Source organism: Gordonia sp. L191 (assembly GCF_030077625.1).
GTDB lineage: Bacteria > Actinomycetota > Actinomycetes > Mycobacteriales > Mycobacteriaceae > Gordonia > Gordonia polyisoprenivorans_A.
In genome coordinates this window covers 4,192,353-4,212,231 of record NZ_CP125996.1, presented here as the reverse complement: position 1 = coordinate 4,212,231, position 19,879 = coordinate 4,192,353, and the positions used below count along the sequence as shown (strand labels likewise).

At 67.9% G+C, this 19,879-nt stretch carries 20 protein-coding genes; 15 read left to right on the top strand and 5 right to left on the bottom strand.

All coding sequences use genetic code 11. From position 1 onward, the window contains the following. Positions 1-124: 124 nt before the first annotated feature. From QNM97_RS19040 to QNM97_RS19020, 5 genes are all read left to right on the top strand, one after another. A complete protein-coding gene (locus QNM97_RS19040; protein WP_283819843.1) occupies positions 125-637 on the top strand; it encodes an RrF2 family transcriptional regulator in 513 nt (170 codons plus the stop codon). 54 nt (positions 638-691) lie between these two features. Further along, positions 692-1,882, top strand: a complete 1,191-nt coding sequence (locus QNM97_RS19035; RefSeq protein WP_283819842.1) for a globin domain-containing protein — start codon at positions 692-694, stop codon at positions 1,880-1,882. Continuing rightward, positions 1,879-2,313, top strand: coding sequence for a hypothetical protein (locus QNM97_RS19030; RefSeq protein ID WP_283819841.1), 435 nt, complete (start codon positions 1,879-1,881; stop codon positions 2,311-2,313). Before QNM97_RS19035 ends, QNM97_RS19030 begins: the two co-directional genes overlap by 4 nt. Before the next feature lie 93 nt (positions 2,314-2,406). Further along, the gene (locus tag QNM97_RS19025; protein ID WP_283819840.1) at positions 2,407-3,378 is read left to right on the top strand and encodes a MerR family transcriptional regulator; all 972 of its coding nucleotides are present in this window, start codon (positions 2,407-2,409) and stop codon (positions 3,376-3,378) included. 40 nt (positions 3,379-3,418) lie between these two features. Continuing rightward, complete coding sequence (locus QNM97_RS19020; RefSeq protein ID WP_283819839.1) at positions 3,419-4,510, top strand: alpha/beta fold hydrolase; 1,092 nt, start codon at positions 3,419-3,421, stop codon at positions 4,508-4,510. On the opposite strand, the gene QNM97_RS19015 is transcribed toward QNM97_RS19020, so the two are convergent. From QNM97_RS19015 to QNM97_RS19005, 3 genes are read right to left on the bottom strand one after another with little or no spacing between them, the layout of a single operon-like run. Then, positions 4,455-5,855: a sensor histidine kinase gene (locus QNM97_RS19015; protein ID WP_283819838.1), complete on the bottom strand. Its 1,401-nt coding sequence runs from the start codon at positions 5,853-5,855 to the stop codon at positions 4,455-4,457. The genes QNM97_RS19020 and QNM97_RS19015 overlap by 56 nt on opposite strands. After that, positions 5,852-6,517: a response regulator transcription factor gene (locus QNM97_RS19010; protein ID WP_283819837.1), complete on the bottom strand. Its 666-nt coding sequence runs from the start codon at positions 6,515-6,517 to the stop codon at positions 5,852-5,854. The genes QNM97_RS19015 and QNM97_RS19010 overlap by 4 nt, the downstream gene beginning before the upstream one ends. 59 nt (positions 6,518-6,576) lie before the next feature. Next, on the bottom strand, positions 6,577-7,293 hold the full coding sequence (locus tag QNM97_RS19005) for a DUF5666 domain-containing protein (protein WP_283819836.1): 717 nt from the start codon (positions 7,291-7,293) through the stop codon (positions 6,577-6,579). Between the two features lie 185 nt (positions 7,294-7,478). On the opposite strand from QNM97_RS19005, the gene QNM97_RS19000 reads away from it, so the two are divergent. The 3 genes from QNM97_RS19000 (at position 7,479) to QNM97_RS18990 (ending at position 11,642) form a co-directional block, all read left to right on the top strand. Further along, positions 7,479-8,783: a DUF1800 domain-containing protein gene (locus QNM97_RS19000; protein ID WP_283819835.1), complete on the top strand. Its 1,305-nt coding sequence runs from the start codon at positions 7,479-7,481 to the stop codon at positions 8,781-8,783. A gap of 31 nt (positions 8,784-8,814) precedes the next feature. Continuing rightward, the gene (locus QNM97_RS18995; protein ID WP_283819834.1) at positions 8,815-10,032 is read left to right on the top strand and encodes a DUF1501 domain-containing protein; all 1,218 of its coding nucleotides are present in this window, start codon (positions 8,815-8,817) and stop codon (positions 10,030-10,032) included. A gap of 320 nt (positions 10,033-10,352) precedes the next feature. Then, positions 10,353-11,642, top strand: coding sequence for an HNH endonuclease (locus QNM97_RS18990; RefSeq protein WP_283819833.1), 1,290 nt, complete (start codon positions 10,353-10,355; stop codon positions 11,640-11,642). A 429-nt stretch (positions 11,643-12,071) separates the two neighbouring features. Here the strand turns inward: QNM97_RS18990 and QNM97_RS18985 are convergent, their stop codons facing one another. Beyond that, entirely contained in the window at positions 12,072-13,151 is a 1,080-nt protein-coding gene (locus QNM97_RS18985; protein ID WP_283819832.1) for a UDP-N-acetylmuramate dehydrogenase, read from the bottom strand. A 101-nt stretch (positions 13,152-13,252) separates the two neighbouring features. Here QNM97_RS18985 and QNM97_RS18980 point away from each other — a divergent pair, with 101 nt between their 5' ends. The 6 genes from QNM97_RS18980 (at position 13,253) to QNM97_RS18955 (ending at position 18,114) form a co-directional block, all read left to right on the top strand. Continuing rightward, positions 13,253-13,747 (top strand): DUF2505 domain-containing protein, encoded by a 495-nt coding sequence (locus tag QNM97_RS18980; RefSeq protein ID WP_208794322.1) that lies wholly within the window; start codon positions 13,253-13,255, stop codon positions 13,745-13,747. Between the two features lie 15 nt (positions 13,748-13,762). Next, complete coding sequence (locus tag QNM97_RS18975; RefSeq protein WP_208794324.1) at positions 13,763-14,272, top strand: DUF2505 domain-containing protein; 510 nt, start codon at positions 13,763-13,765, stop codon at positions 14,270-14,272. Between the two features lie 34 nt (positions 14,273-14,306). Further along, positions 14,307-15,059 (top strand): class I SAM-dependent methyltransferase, encoded by a 753-nt coding sequence (locus QNM97_RS18970; protein ID WP_283819831.1) that lies wholly within the window; start codon positions 14,307-14,309, stop codon positions 15,057-15,059. Between the two features lie 9 nt (positions 15,060-15,068). Next, on the top strand, positions 15,069-15,896 hold the full coding sequence (locus QNM97_RS18965) for a carbon-nitrogen hydrolase family protein (protein ID WP_283819830.1): 828 nt from the start codon (positions 15,069-15,071) through the stop codon (positions 15,894-15,896). Between the two features lie 33 nt (positions 15,897-15,929). Further along, positions 15,930-17,192, top strand: coding sequence for an LmeA family phospholipid-binding protein (locus QNM97_RS18960; RefSeq protein ID WP_283819829.1), 1,263 nt, complete (start codon positions 15,930-15,932; stop codon positions 17,190-17,192). A gap of 73 nt (positions 17,193-17,265) precedes the next feature. Continuing rightward, entirely contained in the window at positions 17,266-18,114 is an 849-nt protein-coding gene (locus tag QNM97_RS18955) for a DUF1542 domain-containing protein (RefSeq protein WP_283819828.1), read from the top strand. Between the two features lie 93 nt (positions 18,115-18,207). Here the strand turns inward: QNM97_RS18955 and deoC are convergent, their stop codons facing one another. Then, on the bottom strand, positions 18,208-18,885 hold the full coding sequence (deoC, locus tag QNM97_RS18950; protein ID WP_283819827.1) for a deoxyribose-phosphate aldolase: 678 nt from the start codon (positions 18,883-18,885) through the stop codon (positions 18,208-18,210). Positions 18,886-18,913: 28 nt separating this feature from the next. Here deoC and purU point away from each other — a divergent pair, with 28 nt between their 5' ends. Continuing rightward, on the top strand, positions 18,914-19,870 hold the full coding sequence (purU, locus tag QNM97_RS18945) for a formyltetrahydrofolate deformylase (RefSeq protein ID WP_283819826.1): 957 nt from the start codon (positions 18,914-18,916) through the stop codon (positions 19,868-19,870). Positions 19,871-19,879: the final 9 nt, after the last annotated feature.

Here is a 19,879-nt window from a genome sequence, read left to right as displayed (position 1 = left end):
CCTCGTGACGGTCGCGGGCGGTTCTCGTATGCCACGACGCCGGGCGACGGTCCGCACCGACGAGTGACGAGCGCCACAGGCATTTAATATGCATCACAGATGCAAATTATGATCTGATGATCACATGCAACTGACCCGCTTCACCGACATCGGCTTGCGCGTGGTGATGCGCCTGGCCGTCTCGGGCGGGTCGATGACCACTCGGGTCCTCGCCGAGGAGATGGCCGTGCCCTATACGCACGTCACCAAGGTGACCGGCCGTCTCGCCGAACTCGGCGTCGTCCACTCACGGCGGGGTCGCTCCGGTGGGCTGGTGATCACCGAGCTGGGCCGCACGGCCCGAATCGGTTGGCTCGCGGCCAGTCTCGAAGGTGACGGGGAGGTCGTTGACTGTGACGGTGAAACGCCGTGCCCACTGCGCCGGGCGTGCCGGTTGCGAGGTGCGCTCGCCGCCGCCCGCCGTGCCTTCTTCGACAGCCTCGACGACGTGACCGTCGGGGACCTCGTGACCGACCCCACCGGAGCGGTCCTGCTCTCCCTCGACATCCCGCGTCGCGCCGAGGCGACGTCCCACAGTCGGGCCGAACCCCCTCGGGCCGAACCCCCTCAGGTCGAACCCCACAGTCAAGCCGAATAGGTTCGGCAACAAACGATTCCGTCGTCGGACGGAACGGATCAGATCGGAATCATTGTGCTCACCACGCCCACTCGCGAGGTCATCGCGGCCACCCTGCCCGCTGTCGACGGCGCACTCGGGGAGATCACCCCGAACTTCTACGCGCGGATGTTCGTAGCTCACCCGACGTTGCTCGACGACATGTTCAACCGCACCCATCAGCGGTCCGGTGAACAGCCGATGGCGTTGGCCGGGTCGATCGCGGCCTTCGCCAAGCTGCAACTCGAACCCGATCTGCGGCGCCAGCGCTTCATCATCGACCGCATCGCGCACAAGCATGCGTCCCTCGGGGTCACCCGCGATCAGTATTCGATCGTCCACGAGCACCTGTTTGCCGCGATCGTCGAGGTGCTCGGTGCCGCGGTGACCCCGGAGGTCGCCAATGCGTGGGACGAATTGTATTGGGAGATGGCCGATGTGCTGATCCGCGAAGAAGCCGACCTGTACGCCGCGGCCGGCGTCGAACCGGGTGCGGTGTGGCGCGATCTCGTCGTGACCCGACGCGATCAGGTGGCCCCGGACGCGGTGTCGTTCACCCTGGCCGCGTCCGACGGCGCGGATCTTCCGGCATTCTCTCCCGGGCAGTACATCTCGGTGCAGGTGCCGCTGGCCGACGGCGCGCATCAGATCCGCCAGTACAGCCTGATCGGCACGCCGCAAGCGCGCGCCGAGTGGCGGATCAGCGTCAAACTCGCCGGCGAGGTGTCGGCGTATCTGCACGAGAACGTCTTCGAGGGCGACTCCGTGCACGTTTCGATGCCGTTCGGTGATCTCGTTCTGCCCGAGGATGATTCGCCGTTGCTGCTGGCATCGGCGGGTATCGGGTGCACACCGGTGATCGGGCTGCTGACCGCACTCGCCGAGTCCGGAACCGACCGCCCGGTGACGGTCCTGCACGCCGACCACTCGCGGGCCGGCCAGCCTCATCGTGGGCAACTCGGCGCCCTCGTCGAGCAGATCGATTCGGCACGGCTGTACCAGTGGTATCAGCACGGTGCCGACCATCTGGTGTCCGACGCGGTGCGCACCGGCCGGATGTCGTTGGACGGTATCGATCTCGCCGACGGCGTCCACGCCATGCTGTGCGGCCCCACCGGATTCCTCGACTCGATTCGCACCCAGCTGCTCGACCGGAATGTGCCGTCAGAACACATCCACTTCGAGACCTTCGGGCCGGAATTGTTGCGCACCGGCACCTCTCGATGAGTGCGTCGTACGCGGTGGCGACCGCGGTCACCTTCGTCTGGTTGGGCATGGTGCTCGCGATCTCGTTCCTGGAGGCGCCACTGAAGTTCCGTGCTCCGGGCATCACCATCCCGCTCGGTCTGGGGATCGGGCGGTTGGTGTTCCGTGCGCTCAACGCCGTCGAGACAGCGGCGGCGCTCGCGCTGATCGTGTGCGCGGTCGCCGGGGGCTGGGTGGGGCAACCCGCGGGCATCCTCGCCGTGGTTGCGGTGGTGGTGCTGGCGGTCCAACTCGTCGGCATCCGGCCCGCTTTGAACCGTCGCTCCGACGAGGTGCTCGCCGCCGGAGACGTCGACGGCCCAAGCAGTCACGCGCACCTGATCTATGTGGCCGCCGAGGTCGTCAAGGTGGGTGTGCTGGTGGCGACCGGCGTCGTGCTGCTGGCCGGATGACAAGAGCGCTCTTTGCCGGATGACCGACGGGAGACACGAGTCGTCGGGCGCGGGTCGCCGGGCGTACGACACACGGCGAATACACTGTCATTCGTGGCTGAGTATCGGATCAACGACCTGGCAGAGGCGTCCGGCGTCAGCGTCCGCAACATCCGGGTCTATCAGGACCGTGGGCTGCTGCCGCCGCCGACGATCCGCGGTCGCACCGGCTGGTACTCCGACGATCACCTCAATCGCCTGAATCTCATCTCGCGGATGCTCGAACGCGGATACACCTTTGCCACCATCAGTGAGCTCCTGCACGCGGCCCACTACGGGATGAAGGTCGAGCATGTGTTGCGTGGCGCGCCCACCAAGGGCGGGCGGTTCCGCAACTTCAAGCGCGCGGCCACGATCACCTTCACCGAGCTGCGCAAGACGCTCAACGCCAGCGAGCGCTCCATCGCGCTCAGCCAGAAACTCGGGCTGCTCGTCAAGGACGGCGCCCACTACGCGATCAAGAACCCGGAGGTCCTCGAGGGTGCCGAGGTGCTGGTCAAGAGCGGCGTCGACATCGACGTGCTGCTCGACCGCTTCGTGCGAGTGCAGGACGATCTCGAGGATGCGGCCCGCAGTTTCGTCTCGATCATCACCGACAAGTACCTCAACGAGAACCTGCCGACCCTCGGCGAGGCCAAGGTCAGCAAGATGGCCGAACTGATCCAGACGGTCCGGCCGATGGCCCACGAGATCGTGGAGACCACGTTCCGCAAGGCGCTCGACGACGAGATCACCCGGGCGATCGGCGAGGCGTCGACGTACTTCGACGTCGCCGACACCGATGTTCCGGCCACCGATTTCCCAGCCACCGATTTCCCAGCCACCGATGTTCCCGGCGCCGACGTCGCCGATGGACCCGCATCGGGCATCGATCCCGAGGCCGCAGGCGATGGCGCCCAGAACATGACAACGGGTAGTGTTACATCGGATGCTGTGTCCCCCGACACGTCCGAGGACCCGACGCCGGGTACCGAGGAGCCGGTGGACACGCCGCGAACACACCGTCCGACTCCGCGATCGTCCTGATCGCCACGCTCGGCCGGTGTCCTGAGGAGAGGGTGGACACATGAGTCGACGTGGGTGGGCCATCGGTGGCGTCGCCGCCGGTGCAGGTCTGATCGGGGTCGGGGTGGGCACCATCGGTGCCGGACTGGTACGCGAAGCACTACATGGCGATCCGGCCGTCGACGACGGGCCCGACGATCTGCTGGCCACCCCGACGGCCCCGTGCGACACCAGAACCGTCCGCGCCGCCGACGGCACCCGGCTCAACGTGGTCACCTACGGTCCCGGTGCTCGCGGTGACGACGACGCCGGTGACGTCATCGTCGCGGTGCACGGATGGACGTGCAACACCACCTACTGGTATCCCCAGATCAACGCCTTCGCCGGTGAACGCACCGTCATCACCTACGATCAGCGCGGACACGGAGCGAGTGAACTCGGCCGCAAACGACCCACCGTCGCGACCCTCGGCCAGGACCTCGACGCCGTCCTCGATGCCGTCGTCCCGCCCGGGCGCCGAGCGATCCTCATCGGCCACTCCATGGGCGGCATGACGATCATGTCGTGGGCGGCGCAGTACCCGCACAAGGTGTCCGATCGTGTGTCGGCGGTGGTCCTCGCCTCCACCGCGGCCAAGGCGGTCATGCAGAATCACCTGCTCATCCCGCTCGACCTGCCGCGCTACAGCAAACCGTTCGCGCCCGCGGTCACCAAGCTCATCACCTCGGCGCCACTTCCCGTGCCGCGCAGCTCGTATGGGCCGCGGATGTCGCAGTACATCGCGCTCGGCTCCACCGCTCGCGCCTCGCACGTCGAGTTCGTGGACACCATGATCATGAGCTGCCCGCCGCGCGCACGGGCCCGCTGGGGTGCGGCGATGGGCAAGCTGGATGTGACCGCGGGGCTGGACGCGTTGACGGTCCCGACGACGATCGTGGTCGGCAGCGCCGACCGTCTGACCCCGCCCTCACACGCCGAGCAGATGGCAGAGGTGTTGCGGCGCAACGGAACCCTGCGTGATCTCGTCGTACTCGACGGGGTGGGGCACATGTCGACGATCGAGGCCGGGGCCGTCGTCGACGACACCCTCGCGGCGGTCATCGCGGATGCGGAGCAGTCGAACCCGCAGACCGATCGCGTCCCGTCGGTCTGAGCGGCAACTCCAGGCGGAACACCGCACCCTGTGTCGCGCCGTCCGGTGTGCGCGGCAGCAGGCGCACCTCGCCCCCGTGGGCGCGGGCCAGCCCGCGCGCCACCGCCAGTCCCAGACCGGCGCCGCCCGAGCGTCGATCTCGTGAATCATCCAGGCGCACCATGCGATCGAAGATCCGCTCGCGGTCGGCGTCGGGGACGCCCGGTCCGGTGTCGCTGACCGTCACGGTCACCCACCCGCCGGACTCGGTGGGTACGTGCGCGACCGCCACCTCGACGTGCCCGCCGGCCGGGGTGGCCTGACAGGCGTTGTCGATGAGGTTGGCCAGGATCTGCGAGATCCGGCCGGGGTCGGCGAGTGTCGGCGGGGCGTCACCGGTGGCGACGACCGTCAGCTCCGGATGCAGGATCGCCACCCGCCGACACTGATCTTCGGCGAGGGCGACGAGGTCGACCGCCTCGGGATGCAGCGCCAGTCCGGCATCGATGCGGGCCATATCGACCATGTCGCCGACGAGTCGTCCGGCGCGGCGGGTCTCCTGAACGAGCAACAGCAGCAACTGTTCCCGGTCGTCGGCGGATGCGTCGGCATCCATCTGCAGCAGGGTCTCGGCGATCGCCTGCACCCCGGTGACCGGGGTGCGCAACTCGTGGGCCGCGTCGGCCACGAACTGCCGGACCGACTGCTGAGCGGCCCGCTGATTGGCTTCGGCGCCCTCCAGGGAATCGAGCATGTCGTCGAAAGCCGCTGCGGTACGCCCCAACTCGGTGTCGGTCCGGGTCGGGGCGAGGCGCTCACCGCGTCGGCCACGTGCGATCGAGCGCGCCACATCGGTCATGGTGTCCAACGGCGCCAGCGCAAAACGCATGCCGAACCACAGCAGCATCGCGGTGAGGACGAGCGCCCCCGAACCGGTGATCGCCATCCCGATCAGCAGACGCGACTGCACCCCGCCGAGCAGATCGCCGTCGATGGCGAGGGTCAGTGTCGCGCCGTCGGCCCAGGAGGAGTTGGGCGCCTTGAGGGTGATCGCGCGGCGGGCGACCGCGTCGCGGGTCGGGTGGCCGAACACCTCACCGTCGGCGAGTTCGAGTCGGGCCCGCACCGAGCGGCCCTCGATGCGCTGCAGGAAGATCTCCGGGGTACGTGAGGTCCGGGCGTACTGCTGGGCGAGGGTGGCCCGATCACTGAGCAGCGCCCCGGCGGCACGATGGCCCGCGACGGCGAACAATGCGCTGCCGATGGCGATCAGCGCGACCAACGACACCGCGAGCACCACGACGGCCAGAGCCGTCACCCGGCTGCGCAACGAGCTGCCGGACAGTCGGGTGCGGATCGTCGTCATGACGGGCGCAGGGTGTAGCCGCGGCCGCGTTCGGTGTGCAACAGACGCGGACCGTGGGCCTCGAGCTTGCGGCGCAACGCACTGACGTTGACCTCCACGAGATTCGGGTCGTAGTGGTCGTAACCCCAGACACCGGTGAGGATCTGGGTCTTGGTGACCACTCGGCCGCGCCGCTGTGCGAGGTAGGTGAGCACCCGGAACTCGGTGGGTGTCAGAGCGATTCGCTCACCTGCGCGCGTGGCGGTCCCACCGTCGCGGTCGATCTCGAGGTCGTCGACATAAAGGATGTCGGTGCGTCCGCCACGTCGGCGCAATACCGCGCCGACGCGCGCCACCAACTCCGCCATCTCGAACGGCTTGACCACGTAGTCGTCGGCGCCCTCGGTGAGGCCGTGCAGTCGGTCGGCGACGGCGTCGCGCGCGGTCACCATGATGATGCCGGCGTCGCTGCGCCGCCGCACCACGTCGAGCAGGGTGAAACCGTCCGAACCGGGCAGCATGACGTCGAGCAGCACCGCGTCGGGGTGCGCCTGAGCCAGATCGTGTTCGAGTCGCGAACCGTCGGGGCGTGCGAGGACCCGATGCCCGGCCTCGGTCAGTGCCGCAGCCACCGCGACACGGATCGGGGTCGAGTCCTCGATGACGAGGACGGTGGCGCTCATGTCAGCTGATTCTGCCAGCCCGCGGTCACGTCTCGGTCATCATCGATCACCGTGCCCGATCAACTCGGCTGCGCCGAGGTCGGGGCCGGTGCGCCAGTGGTCTGTGGCGTCGCGGAGCCGGCCGGGGTCGGGCGCTTCGCGACGATCCGTGCGGTGACGGTGTCGCCACTTCGGGTTCCGGCGACGACGACCCTATCGCCGACGGCGAAGTCGTTCTGCTGCTGCGGCTTCCGCTCGGTCCCGAAATGGGTGTCGCCGGTGATGTCGACGGTCACCGTCTTGTCGCCGCGGGTCTGCACCGTCCAGGTCTGGCCGTTGATCGCGGTGATCTGGCCGGTCACCCCGCGTCGGCTTGCCGCGGAGGTGGCCTCACGGTGGGTCTTCTTGCCGTGCTGGGCGGTGGCCGCGACGGGCTGTGTGTGCGAGTCGTCGTGTCCGATCGCCCACCCGATACCGCCGCCGATGAGACCGCCGATGATGAGGGCAGCGACCCCGGTGAGCAGCGCGGTGCGCTGACTGTGCCAGAACGACGGCTTGGGTGCCGGACCGGGAGTGCCCGGTCCCTGCGGTGGCATCGACGGTGGTGGGCCGGAAGGGGGCGGTCCGGAGGGTGGCGGGCCGGAGTACGGGCCGGGATGACCCGGGATCGGTGCCATCGGCGTCGTCGGGTTCGCCCCCTGCGACATCGGTTCGGTACCGAACTGGGTGGTGGGCTCGTCGGGCGTGGCGTCGTGCGGTTGTCGGCCTGGTTCTTGCGGGTTCTCGGTGTCTGACATGGCGACCACCGTAGGGCGGGGGAGTACGGGGCAACTGAAGGCTTTCTGAAGGTTGACCCGACAGGGCCGACGGTGCGCCGGTCGCCGGGTGGGATGCCGGATCTGCGAGGGTCGTGCTGAAGACTCTCTGAAGGACCGGCGTCATGGCCTGGTTGGCGGCACCGGGGTTGGCCAGACTGGCAGCCATGACGCAATCGGCCGATTGGATGGCGGCGGCGAGAGTGGTGCGGCGGTTGGGGTTCGGCGCGACCGGAACCCAGGTCGACGCCGTGGTGGCCTCGGGGATCGACTCCTACCTCCAGCGTGTGCTGACGCCCACTCCCGCGCTCGATCCTGGGGTCGATGCCACCCCGGCACCGCACTTCGGCATGCCGGCGCGCGTGCCGCGCACCGCGTCGGCCACGGTGCGCAAGAAGGTGCAATCCGAACGTTCGGCGCAGACAGCGCAATTGGTGACCTGGTGGACGAATCGGATGATTGCCGCCGAGGTTCCCGAACGGGAGAAGCTGACCTTTATGTGGCACAACCACTTCGCCACGTCGATCGCCAAGGTCGGCTCTGCCGCGGAGATGCTCGCCCAGAACGAGAAGCTGCGCACGATGGGACTCGGACAATTCCGTCCACTGGCCTACACCATGCTGACCGATGCGGCGATGCTGCGCTGGCTCGACGGCGCCAGCAACGTCAAGGGCGCCGCGAACGAGAACCTCGCCCGCGAATTCATGGAACTGTTCGCCCTCGGACACGGCAACGGGTACACCGAGACCGACGTCCGCGAGGGTGCACGGGCCCTGACCGGGTGGCGACCGGACAACCGCGGTGGCACGATACTCAAGCCGGCGCTGCATGATTCGGGCACCAAGACCGTCCTGGGCGTCACCGGCGATCTGGACGCCGCGAGCTTTTGCGACGCCGTACTTGATCACCCGACTTCCGCCGGCTACGTCGCCACCAGGGTGTGGCAGCACCTGGCCGGGGACACTCCGCCGTCGGCGGCTGTGCTGACCCGGTTGACCTCGGCGTACGGCGCCGACCGTGATCTGCGCGGTCTGGTCGCCGCGATCGTCACCGATCCCGAGCTCGGTAACTCCTCAGGAGTGGCCTCCCCCGTGCAGTGGCTCATCGGCGCCACCCGGGCGTTACAGCCGAAAACCGGTGCTGCCGAACTCAAACAAACAACCTCTACTCTCAAGACACTGGGCCAGCAGCCCTTCTACCCACCCGACGTCGGGGGCTGGCCGTCCGGGCAGGCGTGGCTGTCGACCGCCGGCGCCGAAACACGCTGGAACGCAGCGACGCGACTGGCACGCGACGCGCAGGTCACCACCATCCACGACGCCGCCGCGGGCGAGCGTATCGACGCCGCAGCGCATCTGCTCGGTGTCGGTCGATTCTCCGACCGAACCGTGAAGGTGATGCAGGGGTCGGTCAAGAATCCGGTGACGCTCACCGCGATCGCCCTCAACAGCCCCGAATACCTGACCGTCTGAACATCATTCGCGCGATCCGAGGCAGGACCACATGAAGACCATCGACGTCAATCGCCGCACATTCCTCGTCGGCACCGGTGTGCTGGCCGCACTCGGCGCCGCTGGCGGGGTTGCGACCGTCACCTGGGACGATCTGCACCGGGCGAGCGTGGAGCATCCACGAGTCGTGGGCAACGGCGTACTGGTCATCCTCACCATGTACGGCGGGAACGACGGCATCAATACGCTGATCCCATACGCGGACAGCGCCTACCACGACAACCGACCCGAACTCGCCTACGCCCCACAGGACGTGCTGCACCTCGACGACTCGCTTGGGCTGAACCCGGAGATGAAGGGACTGCATAACGCGTGGGGCGACGGGACCCTGGCGATCGTGCGCGGTGTCGGGTACCCGCAGCCCGACCACAGCCATTTCCGCTCCATGGACATCTGGCAGACCGCGTCGCCGGGGTCGGCGGTGCCGAGTGGATGGATCGGACGATGGCTCGACGCGACGGGCGATGATCCATTGCGCGCCCTCAACATCGGGCCGGTGCTGCCGATGCTGTCGATCGGGGAGAAGTCGACGGCGGCTGCCCTCGACCCCACGGGCAGCCCGCTCGCTGCGCCGGTCGTCGCGCGGTTGGCGCAACTGGGAGCGCCGTCGGCGCCGGACAGTCCCGCGGAGCAGATGGTCTGCACGTCCTACGCCGCCGAGAGCAAGGCGGCGTCGGCGCTGCGTGGGGTCCGAGCGGCGTCGAAGGGGACGACCGGGTCGGCGGGCGCACAGGGCAAAGCGCTTGCCGAACAACTCGATACGGTCGCCCGGTGCGTGAGCGCCGGAGTGCCGACCAAGGTGTACTCGGTGAGCATCGGCGGATTCGACACACACGCCGACGAACGCGAGACACAGCAGAATCTGCTCGGTGAAGTCGACTCGGCCCTGTCGTCGTTTCTCACCCGGATGGCCGGTGACCCGCGTGGCCGCGACGTCATCGTCATGGCCTACTCGGAGTTCGGTCGTCGCGTGCGCGCCAACGCCTCTCAGGGCACCGACCACGGAACGGCGGGCCCGGTCTTCGTCGCCGGCGCCCCCGTCCGCGGCGGCTTCTACGGTGACGAACCGAGTCTGACCGACCTGGACGACGGAGACCTCAAGTCCACCACAGACTTCCGCGACATCTACGCCGAACTCCTGGGAACCGGCCTCGGCACCGACCCTACGCCGTCGGTGGGGACGGGACGGCGGGCGGTCGGGTTTCTGTAGGTGGGGTGGGGTTCAAGTAACCTGCGCTGCCCGATGGTCGAGCAACCCGTCCTCCCCGATGGCCGAGTGCCTTTTCCTCGATGGTGCGAGGTGCACGGCGCCCCAGGCGCCGGGCCTCGAGACCCGGCGAGACAACAGGCCTCCCAACCACATCGAAGCAAGGCAAACGAAACCCGGACTCCCTACCACACCCCACCGACAGAAAATCGGCGCCGAAACACGTTGTCCACAACCAGAATTCACCAAAACACCCCTTGCGTCGAACACCCTGGCGAGGTAGACTCGACCCCTCACACCGATCAGCCACCGGGGAGGGGCCCATGATCGACATCACCACAATTCTTGACGTCAAAGATGTTGACGCCGCGGAAGTTTTCGCTACCATCGTCACCCAACTCAGCGACCTGCAGTGGAATCCGGAGATGACCGGGCCCCAAGCCTTCGGTGCGATGAAGCAAGTCCTCCTGCTCCGCAATCTGGTCGATCACCACGCCACCACCCTCACCGGCGAACTGGACCGACTGGGCGTGGCCGACCACAAAACCACCCGACTCCGAGAACTGTTGATCAGCATGGGCTTCGCGCCCTCGGTCGCAGGTCGGTACGTGCGAATCTCGGCCACCAGCGACATTGACCTGTTGTTGGCGCATGCCGCCGACGGGTCCATCTCCTCCGAACACACCGACGCCATCGTGCGCGGACTGGCCCACATCGACGCCCGCTCCCCCGAACCTTTGGACACCGTTCAACGGTGTGAATACCTGCGGAAACTGCTGTCCCACTATTTCACTGGTTTCACCCCCGCCGAGATCAACCTCTACGCTCGGCAGCTGGGTAACGAGTTGGCGGCCGACACACCTGGCGGGTTACCGGCCGCCGAGGACAAGAGAATCAACTCCTACACCGACCGCATCACCGACGACGGACGGCTGGAAATCTCGGCGAACCTCGACATCATCGCCGGTGAAAAGACCCGCACCCTGATGGAAACCTTGTCGGCTCCCAAGCCGCAGCCGGATGGGTCGCCGGATCCGCGGACACCCGAACAGATCTGTGCCGCCGCGTTCGAGACGATCGTCGAACTCGCGGCACAAGGATTGGCCGACACCACGTTCTCGGCGAAACCGACCAACGGGTTGTTGTGGACGTGGTCGGCCGACAACCCGGCACTCGGTGGGGACCTGCAGAACATGGGCGCGATCACCGAAGCGACCGCCAAGTTGTTGTCGTGTGACACCACGATCACCAAGATCATGCTCGACCCCAATGGGGTACCGCTCAGTGTTGGTCAAGAGAAACGCTTCTTCACCCCCGGGCAACGCAAAGCCTTACTCGTCCGGGACCGCGGGTGCATCACATGCGGTGCCCACGCCGGACGCTGCCAAGCACACCACGTGCACCACTGGGCCGACGGTGGGCCCACCGACCTCGACAACGGCTGCCTCCTCTGCAGCAGCTGCCACGACGACGTCCACCACCACGGCTGGGACATCATCATCGGATTCGACCGACACCCCTGGCTCATCCCACCCGCCAGCATCGACCCGCAACGACAACCAGTGCCGTCCTATCACCGACGCACCATGCGGCTCGACGACACAGCAGCCTGATTCCCGCACCCGGCCTGGCCGGGACCGCATCCGTTGTTTGAGAACTCCATAGAGACAACCCCCACCCGATGGTCGAGGTGTGGTGCCGCCTGTGTCCCGGAAACCCGTTTGGCACAAGAGGTCTCGAGGCTCGTCGCTGACGCTCCTCGGCACCTCGACCACCGGGATGGGAAGGGTCGCCGGGTGGGAAGGGCTAAGCATCCTTCGATGCATCGTCCTCCCCCGCTGGTCGAGGTGCGAGCCGCGTGCGGCGAGCCTCGAGACCTCCTGAGCCGACGCTGGATTCGGATCACGGTGGCCCGGATACCCATCGGTGCAACGGGTCTCGAGGCTACGTCGCTATCGCTCCTTCGCTCCTCGACCAGCGTAACAAAGGCGGCTCGCAGAGGCGTGGCACCTCGACCAGCGGGGTCGATCGTCGGGCGCGGTTTACAGCGCGCAGTTCACCAGAACCGGCTCCGGGTGCAGGGCGATGCCGAAGGTGTCGGCGACGCCGTCGCGCACGTCGCGGGCCAGGGCGAGAAGTTCTTCGGTGGTGGCGCCACCGCGATTGGTCAGGGCCAGTGTGTGTTTGGTGCTCAGGCGGACCGGGGCGTCGGGGCCGGGGTATCCCTTGGCGTAGCCGGCGCGTTCGATGAGCCAGCCGGCGGAGAACTTGACGCCATCGGCTGCCGGATAGGTGGGGACCGCGACGTCGGCGCCGAGGCGGGCGGCGATGCGGTCGAGAATGGCCGGTGCGTCATCAGCTCCGACGATCGGGTTGGTGAAAAACGAACCGGCACTCCAGGTGTCGTGGTCGTCGGGATCGAGCACCATACCCTTGCCCGCACGCAGCGCCAGGACCGCCTCTCGGACCGTCGTGGCGTCGGCGCGGCCGCCCGGCTCGACCCCCATCGTGGCGGACAGCTCGCGATACAGCAATGGCTGACTGGCGCGATCGTCGTTGAGCCAGAACGACACCGCGACGACGACCATCTCGTCGCGATGCTTGAGCCGCGACGTGCGGTAGGCCAGACCGAGTTCACCCGGTGCCACCCATCGCAGGGTTCCCGAACGACGGTCGAGCACCTGGACCTCGCGCAAGACGTCGGCGACCTCGACACCGTAGGCGCCGACATTCTGTACCGGCGTCGCACCGGTCGATCCGGGAATCCCGGAGAGACATTCCAGCCCACCGAAACCGGCCTCGACGGTCGCGGCCACCAGATCGTCCCAGGCGACCCCGGCGTCGGCGGTGACGTGGGCTCGACCGGATTCGCGCCCGGTCCCGAACTCGATGCGGCCGCTCTCGATGCGGATGGCGGTTCCGGCGAAGCCTGCATCGGCGATGACGAGATTCGAGCCGCCGCCCATGATCAGGACCGGCTCGGCGGCGGCGTCGGCGGCGAGGATCTCCTCGACGACTGATCGGGTGTCCTCGCAGCGGAGCAGCGCCCGTGCCGGGCCGCCGACCCGCAGGGTGGTCAGCCCGGCCAGTGGGACGCCGGGCGGCAACGAAGTCTCGGTCACGGGGCCAACGGTAACCCGTGACGGCACCGCACCACCGACTTGCCGGAGTTCGGTGTTTGCACCCGATCCGTGTGCACGCGCGTCGAGTAATCTCTCATCCCATGGCGAGCCCGCTGCAGCACTCGGTGTCCTATCCGTTCTCAACCGCCCGTTACTGGGACGTCGTATCGACCGAGCAGTACTGGCACGACCTGCTCGAGGCCACCAACTCCAGCCACGGCAGGCTCGAATCCTTCGCATCGGACGGCACCACGGTGACCGTGACAATGCTGCAGGGGGTGCCCGAGGACCGGCTGCCATCGGTGGTGACCAAGGTGCGCCCCGGTGACCTCGAGATCCCCCGCACGATGACCTTCACCCGGGCTGCGGATGCGGTCAACGGCACGATGCACGCCTCGGTGTCGGGCGCCCCGGCCGACGTCGAGGGCGCCCTGGTCGTCTCCGGTGACCCGGCCGGCGTCGAGTACACGGGCAGCGCCAAGGTGGGGATTCCCTTCGTCGGCGGCAAGATCGAGAGCGCCGTCATCGAGCAGCTCGTGGACCTGCTCGACAACGAACGGGAGAAGACGGTGACTTGGGAGGCCGATCACCGCTGACGTAACCTGGCCGTCATGGCACGACGTCTCAGCTACTCCGCGCGTTATGCACATCCGGTGGAGAAGCTCTACGAAGCTCAGAGCACCCGGCAGTATTGGGATGACATGATGGCGGGCTTCCAGATGATCTCGCCGCACTGCGAGGTGGAGGACTTCCGGTCCGATGAAACCGGCCTGAAAGTGGTGCTCAAGCAGCACATCGGCCGCGATCAGCTGCCCCCGATCGCCCAGACCGTTCTGATGAAGGACATGGTGATCACCCGCGAGGAATCGTTCGGGCCGTTCGACCCGGACAACACCAAGGGCAACTACACGGCGTCGATACCCGCGGGACCCGGTAATCTGCAGGGCTGGCAGGAACTGTTCCCCACCGAGACCGGTTGCACGATCCGCAAGACCACCGAGGTCAAGGTCTTCATCCCGTTCGTCAACGGCAAACTCGAGCAGCTCATGCTGGTCAACCTGGTGGATCTGTTCCGCGCGGAGGCCGAGTACTCCAAGGACTGGATCGACAAGAACCTCTGACCGCGTGACACCCACCCCGAGACCTCACGGTCGGGTGACCCGGGGGACCACCAACATCAACCGTCTGCGCCGCGTCGACCGGTGGATGGCGCACGAACCGTCGATCGTCGCGGCGCTGGCCGCCGTCGCGCGACCGATCGTCGTGGACCTCGGATACGGCGCACGCCCCGACACCTGCGTCGAGATGGCCCGGCGACTGCGGCCCGTCGCACCCGACCTGCAGATGATCGGCCTCGAGATCGATCCCGACCGCATCGTCGCCCCGATCGACGGCGTGCGATTCGCACTCGGCGGTTTCGAGCTCGCCGGGGTGCGGCCTCAACTGGTTCGCGCGTTCAACGTCCTGCGACAGTACGACGAGCACGAGGTGGCCCCCGCGTGGTCGCAGATGATGACGCAAGTGGCTCTCGGCGGGCTGATCGTCGAGGGCACCTGTGACGAGATCGGCCGTCGATGCGCTTGGGTGCTACTCGATGCCGACGGGCCGCGCACCCTGACCCTGTGCTGGTCGCCCGCGCACACCGGGAGACCCTCCGACCTCGCCGAACGGCTCCCCAAAGCGCTCATCCATCGGAACGTGCCGGGTGAGCGCATCCACGAGCTACTCGTCACCGCCGACCGCTGCTGGGACAACGCCGCCGGTCAAACGGTGTTCGGGCCACGCGCACGCTGGGCACAGACCCTCACGCTGATGCGTGCGGCCGGCGTCGACGTCGCGATTCCGCGGCGCCGCGTCGTCGACAATCTGTTGACCGTGCCCTGGGAGACCGTCGCACCGCGCGGGTAGTTTGGCCACATGCGCATCGCGATGGCCCAGATCACCTCCGGTACCGACCCGGACGACAATCTGCGTCTGGTCGCCGAACACACGGCCGCAGCCGCCGCCGACGGAGCCGTTCTCGTCGTGTTCCCCGAGGCGACGATGTGCCGGTTCGGGGTGCCGCTGGGCCCGGTCGCCCAGTCCCTCGACGGGCCGTGGGCCACGGGCGTCTCGCAGATCGCGCGCGAGAACTCGGTGACCGTGATCGCGGGCATGTTCACCCCCGGCGACGACGGGCGGGTCGCCAACACCCTGCTCGTCGCAGCACCCGACGGCACCCGCATCGGCTACGACAAGATCCACCTGTACGACGCCTTCGGCTTCCGGGAATCAGCCACTGTCGAACCCGGAGACGTCGCGCGGACCGTGACGGTCGACGGCGTCCGCGTCGGTCTGGCCACCTGCTACGACATCCGCTTCCCGGCACTGTTCACCGCACTCGCCCGAGAAGGGGCCGAGGTGATCGTCGTACCCGCGTCCTGGGGTGCCGGGCGCGGCAAGGTCGAGCAGTGGCGGACACTGGCCACCGCACGTGCCCTCGACTCGACGTCCTACGTCGTTGCCGTCGGGCAGGCCGAACCCGCCGACGACGAGCTCCGCGCGTCGAAAGCGCCGACCGGCGTAGGACATAGCCAAATCTCAGATCCCTTCGGTAGCGTGGTCGCGTCGTACACGGGGGAGCAACGGCTGGGTGTACACGACCTCGACCTGGATGTTGTCGCCAAGGCTCGCGAGCAACTCGCGGTCCTCGCCAACCAGCGGGAATTCCGAATCGAACCGACGCCCGTCGCGTACGAACTGTGATCACGCAAGACCGACGCCCCTAGGACGGAGTGCATGGCCGACGACACGACCGACGATCCGCAGACCCCTCGTGGTCCCGAGGATCCGGATGCCACCAAGCAGGTCGGTCGGGAGAACGCGCCGCGCGACCACTCCATAGGAGGGGACGCGCCGACCGAGCAGCCACCGGCCGAGCAGGCTCCGGCACAGCAAACCGGGGCGGATCAGACTCCGGCCCAGCACGGGGCGGGGGAGAATCCCGCCCCCGACACCGAGCAGTGGGAGCCGACCACCACCTCCCGCCATGCGCGTGCCTACTCGCAGATCTCCGATGCCACCACGACCCCGGTGACCCCGCCGCCCGCGGCGCACCCGCAGACCGCGCAGTTCACCACCGGGGAGAACCCGGCGGGCGGAGGCGATCCGGGAACGGGTGCGCATGCGGTACCTCCGACCGGCGATGGCGTCGTCACGACGGCGCCGACGAAACGCGGCAAGGGAAAGTTCATCGCGCTCGGCGCGGTCGGGCTCGTGCTGGTGATCATCATCGCGCTCGTCGGCACCGAACTCTTCTTGCGCAGCCGGGCCACCGACTGCCTGGAGAAACAGTTCGGCGCACTGACCGGTCAGCCCACCAACGTCTCGATCAGCAAGAAACCCATTCTGCTGCAGAAGTTCTCGAACGATTATCCCTACGTCCAGGTGGACACCAGCGACGCCAACTCGACCCAGATGCAACTGCACATGAGGGCCGATGGGGTCAGCCAGGACGGGAACACGGTCAAGGTCGATTCGCTCGCGGGCACCGGGTACGTCCCGTTCCAGCGGGTGATCGAGCTGAGCAAGCAGGGACAACTCTCCGGTGGCTCGACCGACAACAGCGGGACCAACGGTGGCACCACCAACGGCGGCACCGGAACCGAGGGCTCCGGCATCTTGGGCAGTACCCAGGTCAGCGCGGTCACCGGCAACGCCGCCGACGGCACGATCAAGGTGGACGCCGCGGTACAGGTCGCGATCTTCCCGGTGCCGGTCAGCCTCACCATGAAGCCGGTCCTCGACCAGGGCAAGGTGCGCTTCCAGGTGGAGCAGGCCAGCGCCTTCGTCTTCGGGATTCCCGCCGACTTCGCCCAGCAGTTCGTCGACGGCTTCGGCGACAGCCTCTTCGGTGACCTCACCAAGGAAATCAAGGTCACCTCCCTGAAGGTCACCGACCAGGGCGTCGACTTCGCCGTCACCGGTAGCAACGTCGATCTCGGGTCGGCAGCTGCGTCGACGTCGAGCTCGGGTTCGGCGCCGACCTGCTCGATCCTCTGAGCCGGACGGGCCCCACCACCTCGCAGGTACGCTGGGTGATGTCCGATTTTCCGACCCCGTTCCGGAGGAACCCGTGGGCCAGCTGCTCCTGATCGCCGTCGTCATCCTGCTCGTCGTGGGGGTGGTGGTGGTCATGCAGCGGCGCTCCGGTGCCAACACCGCCCGCACCCTCGACGACGCGAAGGCCGACGCCCGACAGGCCATCGAACGGCTCGGCGGTCAGGTGTACATGCTGGTCGGTGACTCGCCGGCGGCCAAGCAGGCGCTCGCCGACGCCGCCGAACGGCACACTGCCGCCGGCTCACAGATCGACCAGGCCACCAGCCCCGCACAGGCCCGACTGGCCAAGCAGACCGCCATCGAGGGCTTGTACTACATCCGCGCCGCACGGACCGCGATGGGCATGGACCCCGGACCGGCGATCCCCGAACTCGACGGCCAGAAAAGTGCGGGTGAGGTCACCGAGAACCGTGAGATCGACTTCGAAGGCCGCACCGTGCAGGCCTCGCCGGCACCGTCGCCGACCACCCCGAACTACTACCCGGGTGGCCGCGTCGCCGGCCGACCGGTACCGGCCGGCTGGTACTCCGAACCGTGGTGGAAGCCGGCGCTCGTCGCCGGAGCGTGGGGTGTCGGCTCGATGTTCCTGTTCTCGGCACTGTTCTCCGGCATGGCCGGGGTCAACTACGACGCGGCCGCCTTCGAGAACGGTGTCGGCGACGGCACCGACGCCGGAGCCCTCGATTCCGGGGATTACGGCGATGGGGGCTACGGCGATGGGGGCGGGGGCGACATGGGTGGCGGCGACGCCGGGGGCGACATGGGCGGTGGTGACTACGGCGGCGGTTTCGGTGACTTCGGTGGCGGCAACGACTTCGGGGGTGGCGGGGACTTCGGTGGCGGGGATTTCGGCGGGTTCTGACCGCGAATCACCCATGCGCCCAACTCTTCCGGGCTGATCCCGCGGGGTTCCTCCTGGCCGCAACGTCTGCGGCCGAACGTCTGCAGCCGATCGCTATTCGGCGAAGCCCTCCAGCACCGCACGGCTGCCCGACAAGCCGAGTCGGGTGGCGCCGGCAGCGATGAGTTCGGCGGCGAACCGTGCATCGCGGATTCCGCCGGATGCCTTCACCCCGACGCGCGCGGGAACGGCGGCCCGCATGATCTCCACTGCCCGCACACTCGCGCCGCCGGCCGGATGGAACCCGGTCGAGGTCTTGACGAAGCTCGCCCCGGCGCGGGCCGCATGCGCGCAGACCTCGGTCAGGGTGTCCTCGCCGGCGAGGTCGAGCAGCGCCGCCGACTCGACGATCACCTTGAGGACGGTCTCGTCGCCGACGGCCTCACGCACGGTGAGCACGTCGGCGAAGACCTCGTCGAATCGTTGTTCCCGCGCGGCGCCGACGTCGATGACCATGTCGACCTCGTCTGCACCGGAGTCCACGGCCAGGCGCGCCTCGGCGGCCTTGACCAGCGAATGGTGCTTGCCCGACGGGAAGCCGGCGACCACACAGGACTTCTGGTCACCGGTGTCGATCGGCAGCATCGACGGCGACAGGCAGACCGCGTAGACGCCGAGCTCCGCGGCCTCGGCGAGGGTGGCCTCGGCGTCGGCGCGGGTGGCCTCGGGCTTGAGCAGGGTGTGGTCGACGAGGGCCGCGACATCGGCTCGGCGTAGGTCGGTGATCGTCACACAGACGAGCTTGGCACACTGAAGGACCGTGACCACCCCCGCCACCGCTGTCCCATCCAGCTCAGTCCCCGCCACCGCGGTACCCACCACCGACGCCTCCGGTGCCGACCGTCGCTATGTGCTCACCCTCGGCTGCCCCGACCAGACCGGGATCGTCGCGCGGATCTCGAGCTTCCTCGCCGAGATCGGCGGCTGGATCACCGAGGCCGCCTACCACTCCGACGAGGACTCCGGATGGTTCTTCACCCGGCAGGCCGTCCGCGCCGACACGGTCACGATCCCGCTCGACGAGGTGCGCGCCCGATTCGCCGACATCGCCGCCGAATGGGGACCGCAGACGGAGTGGAAGGTCACCGACACCGGCGAGGAGAAGTCGGTGGTGCTGCTCGTCAGCAAGGAAAGCCATTGCCTCACCGACCTACTCGGTCGGGCCGATCGCGGTGAACTGCCGGCGACGGTGTCCGCGGTCATCGGCAACCATCCCGACCTCGGCGGACTGACCGAACGCTTCGGGGTGCCGTTTCATCACGTGCCCTTCACCGGACCCGACGGGAAGTCCGGTGCGCGAGCCAAACGCGCAGCCTTCGACCGGGTTGAGGAGATCGTCGACAGCCATGCGCCCGACGCGGTGGTGCTCGCCCGTTTCATGCAGATCCTGCCTCCCGAACTGTGCGAGGCGTGGGCCGGGCGCGCGATCAACATCCACCACAGCTTCCTGCCCAGCTTCATCGGCGCGCGGCCGTACCACCAGGCATTCGCCCGCGGCGTCAAACTGATCGGCGCGACCTGCCACTACGTGACCGCCGACCTCGACGCCGGCCCGATCATCGAGCAGGACGTCACCCGGATCGACCACTCCGACAATGTGCGCGACATGGTCCGGCAGGGCCGCGACATCGAAACCCTGGTCCTGGCACGGGGTTTGCGGTGGCACCTCGAGGACCGTGTGCTGGTGCACGGCCGCAAGACCGTGGTGTTCAGCTGAGATCGGTTC

Coding starts and splice junctions, on each gene's coding strand:
- QNM97_RS19015 (WP_283819838.1), bottom strand. CDS start 5,855: ATGACGACGATCCGCACCCGACTGTCCGGCAGCTCGTTGCGCAGCCGG.
- QNM97_RS19030 (WP_283819841.1), top strand. CDS start 1,879: ATGAGTGCGTCGTACGCGGTGGCGACCGCGGTCACCTTCGTCTGGTTG.
- QNM97_RS18965 (WP_283819830.1), top strand. CDS start 15,069: ATGCGCATCGCGATGGCCCAGATCACCTCCGGTACCGACCCGGACGAC.
- QNM97_RS19040 (WP_283819843.1), top strand. CDS start 125: ATGCAACTGACCCGCTTCACCGACATCGGCTTGCGCGTGGTGATGCGC.
- QNM97_RS19020 (WP_283819839.1), top strand. CDS start 3,419: ATGAGTCGACGTGGGTGGGCCATCGGTGGCGTCGCCGCCGGTGCAGGT.
- QNM97_RS18990 (WP_283819833.1), top strand. CDS start 10,353: ATGATCGACATCACCACAATTCTTGACGTCAAAGATGTTGACGCCGCG.
- QNM97_RS19000 (WP_283819835.1), top strand. CDS start 7,479: ATGACGCAATCGGCCGATTGGATGGCGGCGGCGAGAGTGGTGCGGCGG.
- QNM97_RS18975 (WP_208794324.1), top strand. CDS start 13,763: ATGGCACGACGTCTCAGCTACTCCGCGCGTTATGCACATCCGGTGGAG.
- QNM97_RS19010 (WP_283819837.1), bottom strand. CDS start 6,517: ATGAGCGCCACCGTCCTCGTCATCGAGGACTCGACCCCGATCCGTGTC.
- QNM97_RS19005 (WP_283819836.1), bottom strand. CDS start 7,293: ATGTCAGACACCGAGAACCCGCAAGAACCAGGCCGACAACCGCACGAC.
- QNM97_RS18995 (WP_283819834.1), top strand. CDS start 8,815: ATGAAGACCATCGACGTCAATCGCCGCACATTCCTCGTCGGCACCGGT.
- QNM97_RS18980 (WP_208794322.1), top strand. CDS start 13,253: ATGGCGAGCCCGCTGCAGCACTCGGTGTCCTATCCGTTCTCAACCGCC.
- QNM97_RS18960 (WP_283819829.1), top strand. CDS start 15,930: ATGGCCGACGACACGACCGACGATCCGCAGACCCCTCGTGGTCCCGAG.